At 42.2% G+C, this 6,316-nt stretch carries 6 protein-coding genes; 1 reads left to right on the forward strand and 5 read right to left on the reverse strand.

The features are described from left to right. Positions 1–35: 35 nt before the first annotated feature. Positions 36–521 carry a DUF456 domain-containing protein gene (locus tag ABD734_RS11985; RefSeq protein ID WP_344704641.1) on the reverse strand — a complete coding sequence of 162 codons (486 nt, stop codon included), beginning with the start codon at positions 519–521 and terminating at the stop codon, positions 36–38. A 178-nt stretch (positions 522–699) separates the two neighbouring features. Further along, a complete protein-coding gene (locus ABD734_RS11990) occupies positions 700–1,557 on the reverse strand; it encodes a LysR family transcriptional regulator (protein ID WP_344704643.1) in 858 nt (285 codons plus the stop codon). Between the two features lie 136 nt (positions 1,558–1,693). Between ABD734_RS11990 and ABD734_RS11995 the strand changes: the two genes are divergently transcribed. Beyond that, positions 1,694–2,572 carry an SDR family oxidoreductase gene (locus ABD734_RS11995; RefSeq protein WP_344704645.1) on the forward strand — a complete coding sequence of 293 codons (879 nt, stop codon included), beginning with the start codon at positions 1,694–1,696 and terminating at the stop codon, positions 2,570–2,572. Between the two features lie 42 nt (positions 2,573–2,614). Here the strand turns inward: ABD734_RS11995 and ABD734_RS12000 are convergent, their stop codons facing one another. The 3 genes from ABD734_RS12000 to ABD734_RS12010 all read right to left on the reverse strand — a co-directional run bounded on the left by ABD734_RS12000 (position 2,615) and on the right by ABD734_RS12010 (position 6,088). Next, a complete protein-coding gene (locus tag ABD734_RS12000; RefSeq protein WP_344704647.1) occupies positions 2,615–3,142 on the reverse strand; it encodes a ribonuclease FAU-1 family protein in 528 nt (175 codons plus the stop codon). Between the two features lie 77 nt (positions 3,143–3,219). Next, positions 3,220–5,211 carry a hypothetical protein gene (locus ABD734_RS12005; protein WP_344704649.1) on the reverse strand — a complete coding sequence of 664 codons (1,992 nt, stop codon included), beginning with the start codon at positions 5,209–5,211 and terminating at the stop codon, positions 3,220–3,222. Continuing rightward, complete coding sequence (locus tag ABD734_RS12010) at positions 5,183–6,088, reverse strand: ABC transporter ATP-binding protein (protein WP_344704651.1); 906 nt, start codon at positions 6,086–6,088, stop codon at positions 5,183–5,185. Before ABD734_RS12010 ends, ABD734_RS12005 begins: the two co-directional genes overlap by 29 nt. Positions 6,089–6,316 lie beyond the last annotated feature (228 nt).

A 6,316-nucleotide genomic window follows, 5' to 3' on the forward strand; every position in this document is an offset into this window, starting at 1 on the left:
TAATATCAATGGTGTATGCCAAGGGAGGGATATTTTTAAAATAGAAGTGCATCAAGCAGGAACCAGACAAGCATCAACACATAGACGACGAGGTTGAAAGCAGCACTCGATACAAAAGCGAGCAATGAACCTACAGAAGCTTTCAATGCTTGGTTGATGTCTTTTGAGTTAAGAAGTTCCACAACGAGCACAAAAACAAACGGGACAAATATGATGCCAAATGGCGGGTAGAGGAACATCCCGATGATGACCCCGGCTATAGAGGCATACTCCCCCCGCTTCGTTCCCCCATATCTTTTAACAAAATAACTGTTTGCAATAAAATCACTGAACAACACCAGAAGTGTCAGTACGAATATGATAAGCCAGAACATCCATGATAACGCTTCTCCGTCTATAGCAAATTGGAATACTAGAAAACCCGCCCAAAACATCAAGATAGAGGGTATAACCGGGAAAACAAGGCCGAGAAAACCCAATATGAATGATGCAATGACGATGAGCCACCAGACGATTTCCATCGAATCTCTCCTTTTTTAATTTCATTTTAACAAAGGCAAGGCAAAAGATACTCCCATTGTCCCATATGAGGCATGGCAATTGCCATGAGAGACTGGATAACATAGCAGTACCACAAAATATAAATTTTCTTTCTTTTACATTAAACTCATCAACTTATCGTTGTTAATTGAACTCTACTCAATCTGCATTCACAAACGTGCGCACTAATTTCAAAAATGCCTCGACTTGCGGAAGTGCCATGACACTCTTATCAAAAGCAATATGGGTATCGCGGGTTATCGCACGTCCTTCATATAATACTTCGTCGATATTGAATTGACTTTTATCGAAATCCTTCAACACTATTTCGGGCAACACCGTCATGCCTATGCCCTCAAGGAGAAGTGCCCGGCAAGTTGCAATCTGGTCGACCTTGATCTGTGATTCATATTTCCTTTTGAAGCGTTCTTCAAAAAAACGTTCAATTTCACTGATATATATCGGATCTGCCTGAAATTCTATTATTGGTAACCGCTTTTCCTCTTCATTTCCATTGGGGGTGACCAAGTAATGCCTATCGACGAACAACAATTCATTCTGCTTGTTTAGAATGCGGTTTCCTCTGACAATCGATATATGGAAGTCATTCTGTTCATCGATGATCTGTTGGGAAGAGCCCACCTTTATCTTTATATTTACATTAGGGTATAGTTTCAAGTATTGGGACAATATTTCAGGCAAGATGGTGTGCCCTATGAGCGATGATACTCCTATCGATAAATTGCCTTGGATGGAATTTTCATTACTTCGGATATATTCTTTCACCAATGCCTCTTTCTCAGTAACATCGCGCGCATGCTCGATGATCTTTTCGCCCTCTCCAGTCATATAAAGCTCTTTTTTGGTCCGAATGAAAATTTTGACGCCCCACTCATCTTCTATCGTTTTCAACCGTTGGCTGACAGCTGGTTGAGATATGAATAGTTTTTCAGCAGCCTTCCTCAAGGTGCGCGTTTCATCCAGTGTGACCAGAAGTTTATAGTCATCGACCTTCATCTACTCTTTCCCCTTTCACTGATAAGAAAATCTTATCATAAAAACTATATTTTACAATCATCAGCTTTTAAGGTGTATGTGATGGATATAACGGGTAGATGCACATTACATTAAATATTATGGAAGGAGACATAACATGAGCAGCAAGAATAAGTATGGACGCATTGACGAGGAGATAAAAGGATACACTCAGGAAGAGCAGCCTGGTACTGAACATACCATGGACCCGGCTCCCATATACGACGCTGATTATTATAAAGGCAGCGGTAAGCTAAAAGGCAAAGTCGCCATCATCACCGGTGGAGATTCCGGTATAGGACGTGCCGTAGCAGTGGCTTATGCTAAAGAAGGTGCAGATCTGGTCATTGGTTACCTCGATGAGGACAAGGATGCTGAGGAAACTAAAGAAGTTGTGCAGTCATACGGTGTAAGGTGTGAAATCAAGTCGTTTGACGTCACAAAAAAATCAGAATGTAAAGAGCTCGTAGAATTTACAATAGATAATTTTGGTAAATTGAATATTCTGGTCAACCATGCAGGTGTGCAATACCCGACTGAAGATTTTCTGGAAATTACAGAAGAACAGCTGAAGAGCACCTTTGAAACAAATGTATATGGTTTCATATTCATGGCTCAAGCGGCTCTTCCACATCTTGAGAAAGGAGATGCCATAGTCAACACCACGAGTGTAACCGCATATAGAGGTTCTCCTGAACTAATCGAGTACTCTGCAACAAATGGTGCCATCACATCACTTACACGTTCCTTATCAGCCAATCTTGCGGATAAGGGGATCCGTGTAAACGGTGTGGCACCAGGCCCTATATACACTCCACTCATCCCTGCCACTTTCGATGCCGAGAAAGTCGAAAAGCACGGTCATGAAACACCGATGGGCAGACGTGGGCAGCCGAGTGAACTCGCTCCATGCTATGTGCTTTTGGCCTCTGAAGACTCAAGCTACATGACGGGACAGGTCCTTCATGTCAATGGTGGGGGCTTCACGACAACTTAACAGAAAGGCAGGAGGGAAGCTCCACTTCCCTCCTGCCTTTTATCACTTCATCATCTTTTTGCAATGTGCGGCCAACCGGGTAAACTGTTCAAAATCCTTGTCCATCTCTTCCATTACTTCGTTTGCAGCCTTATATGCAAAATCATATTGCTTTTTTGATATATGCCCCTTTCTTACGGCACGTGCTATATCCTTCTCGTCGACCAGTTCATAACGGCCATCTGGAAGAGCCAAGACATCCAGATAAATATCCTTGCGCCTGGCATTGCCGAGTTCGAGGATGTGCTTGATATTGATATCGAAATAGTATTGCAGTACTTTGCCACGGGCGTCATACATCACCGTTACGCTATACTTCCTATTTTCAGGAAGAATCTGCAGCCAACTGTATCGATTGTCGCACACCTTCACCCTCTCATCCAATATTGATACTGTCAGGGGGGAGCGAACTTTATGGATCTCCAGCAGACCCACCAATATCTTTTCGTCTTCGTAATGGATGATCTTTTCTCTATAATCAGAGCGGAGAAGACGTCTCCATCCTCTTTTATCGAGATATTTGGTTTTCATCACGGTCATCTCCTTCCCTCAATTATACAAAAATCAGAGGAAGAATGTGAAGGATTAAATTCTACAAGCACGATTGATCATTCAATCCCCAGAATATTGAATTCCTGATTCATTGAAATTGTAATTTCTTCCGCGTCCAGCCAATTTTCAGCCACAGAACTGTAAATTAGTACCTTCTGACCTCTGCCGTCCAACTTGCCTTCGTCGACTATTTTCACTATCTCTGCCATCTGACTGTCAGATAAAACTTTCAGCTCATATTTACTGGTGAACTGTTTTGGGGTCAACGTCTGATAATCCTGGAAGAATTTCTGCCTGTCCACTTCATCCAACGTCATGGTGTACATTTCCTCGCTGCCTTCCACTCCTAGGAACTCTGCCAATTCCTCTTCCCCTTTTATCGCCTTTTGAAGCACAGGGTTATAGATTGATGCCTGGCCACTGTAGTAGCTTTGCTCAAATTCTGCCACACCGTTCAGCAGAGGCTCCCCGCCGTTTGGGATATTTGCAGGTATATCCTCATCAACGCCAAGCATCGCCCTCTGATACTCTTCTATAAACGATGAAGCTTCTTCAACCGTCACAGTACCGCCAGGGGCTGATATCTCGATTCTCAAAAGCTTTGACGGGTCCTCGACATTAAAAAAGACATCATTGTTCCTGGCATACTCCCCACTGTTTACCTTGCCTAAAATTTCCTTGTAGGGCTCTCTTTCAAGATCATCAAATCGTCTATTGATGTAATTGCCATTTTTCATCCTGTAGCTGACTTCAATCCATTCATATCCTTGTGATATATCTTTGAGGGCCAGGCCGGCCATTGCTTCTTCATGAGCCTGAACCGCTTCTGCTATTACCTCCCCATTGTCGATGTATAGATAATCTTCATTCATTTCTCCATTTACCTTTCCATTACTACCATAACTGCTGCTCGAAGAATTTGTCACTCTCACACTGTCGATTTCTGATTCTTCCGGAACGTATGCAACATATTGATTCCAGCCTATTATGAAAACAGTCCAAAAAAGAATCAGGAGGGCTGCTGTCGTAATCATAGATTTTATATTCCGTTCAAGCCGGACGGTACCCTGGAAAGACATCTCTATCGCGATGTAAACAAAGGCCGTGCCGAACAAAAATGACAAAATGAAAACCAGTAGCCCATTGGGCAATGTAACTGAAATGATCAAGCCCACCAATAGCATTCCTGAAATCGATAGGAATGCAACAAGAATGTTACGAAGCCAACTTTGATTAAAGGTGTGATGCACTTTTTCATTCTGGTTCCTTCCGTATAAAATATAGGATCCAATGAATAGGAATACTGCGAACAGTGACCACATGAAACTTTTCCAGAAAACAAAACCAGAATAGATCTGCTGTATAGCAAATATCGGAAAGGTGTTATCGACAACGCCACTGATTAGGTTCCCGCCATTCCCCGTAAATGACATTATTCCGACACCCTCAAAAAGCGCGTCTGCAACGGCTACATTCAGCGTCCAAAAAATAACAGGCAAGAAGAAGACGATGAGGATCAATTGCAGATGCACTAAAATGTTATTTACAAGGAAGCCACAAAATACTGAAACAGAAAATACAGTCATCAGGACAAAAACTGAATATGCGCCCCAAGTAATGATATCTATGAATGATATGTCAAATACAAGGAAGTGCCGCTCAAAGAACAAAATGATTGAAGTAGTGACCATAGGTATTAAAATATTGATAAATCCTGAGAGCAGTGCATGGCTCAACAGATAATGCCGTTTCATTGGAAGCGCGTGCATGAAATCAATTGACTGTTCCTTATTTTTATAACTGAATAGAAAAGCGGCCAAAAACACGACATAGACCATTCCGAAAACCAATTGGATACCTGCCATCATATCCAAAGGATTACCGGAGGGTACATATCCATCATTAATCCGGACATTGATCGAGGCAATCCATAAAGCCAGAGGCTGGAGCAATATGTTACCTATGAGAAATAATATCGATAACCAGAATACTGACCCGGTAAAATGAAGGAGCAATGTCCTATTCAATAGTGATGTCGCTGATCGCATAACCTCTCTCCCCCATTTCATAGGCGAATATCTCTTCTAATGACAAAGGCAGAATGTCATACATCAAAGGTCTATATTTTGTAATTTTTCGTTCGATATCATACCTGTCGCCTTTAACGATGCAAGTGACCACCCGTCCCCTGATTTCATGGTGTACGACATCCACATCTTTAAAAAATGACTCGGTCGGCAATACATCAAAAGCAATCTGTAGCTTGAAGTGCGTTCCTCTGACTTCATTCAAGTTGCTGTGGAACAGCAGTTTCCCTTCGTGCATCATCGATATGGAGTCGCATATGTCCTCCATCTCCCTTAAGTTATGACTCGAGATTATGACCATCATTCCATGATTTGTGATATCCTGCATCATGATATCCTTCACCTGTCGCCTGATGATCGGATCCAGGCCATCAAAAGGTTCATCCAATAACAGCACTTTGGGACGTGAGGAATACGCAAGAACAAAGGTAGCCTGCCGCTTCATTCCTTTGGAGAACTGGGAGAGAGGCTGATGAAGATCAAGCCCGAAATGATGTGCGAGCTGACTAAAGCGCGTGGAAGACCATCTCGGATACACTGCCCTATAGAATTCAGCCATTGAAAGTAGCGTTTTTCCATTAAGAAAATATGGATGATCACTAATGAACATGACTTGGCTCTTTATCTCTGTGTTCCCATAGATAGGCGCACCACTAAAATATACGCATCCATCGTCTGGCCGATAGATGCCGCTGAGCAGCTTCATGAAAGTGGTCTTACCTGCGCCATTGGACCCCAAAAGCCCATGGATTTTTCCAGATTCAACAGACAAAGTAATTGATTCTACCGCTTTTTTTCCAGAAAATGATTTATCAAGTTGTACCACTTCAAGGTTCATATACCTCACCTCCATTTTAGAATCTGATATTTAGGCCAATCATCCTCTTGAAGACATTCTATATGTATTATTCTAAATAATATAGCTGGTGTAATTTTAAAGCAATAAAAACATACTAAGATTAGTACCACAGGACCCGGCCAGGTCCTGTGGTACTATTTTCATATAGTAGGAGTGGAGATCAGGTCGACGAGGTTTTAGGATTTAGAATCCGGAATAAAAACGGGC

Origin of the sequence: Salinicoccus jeotgali (assembly GCF_039538805.1) — a bacterium.
Classification (GTDB): domain Bacteria; phylum Bacillota; class Bacilli; order Staphylococcales; family Salinicoccaceae; genus Salinicoccus; species Salinicoccus jeotgali.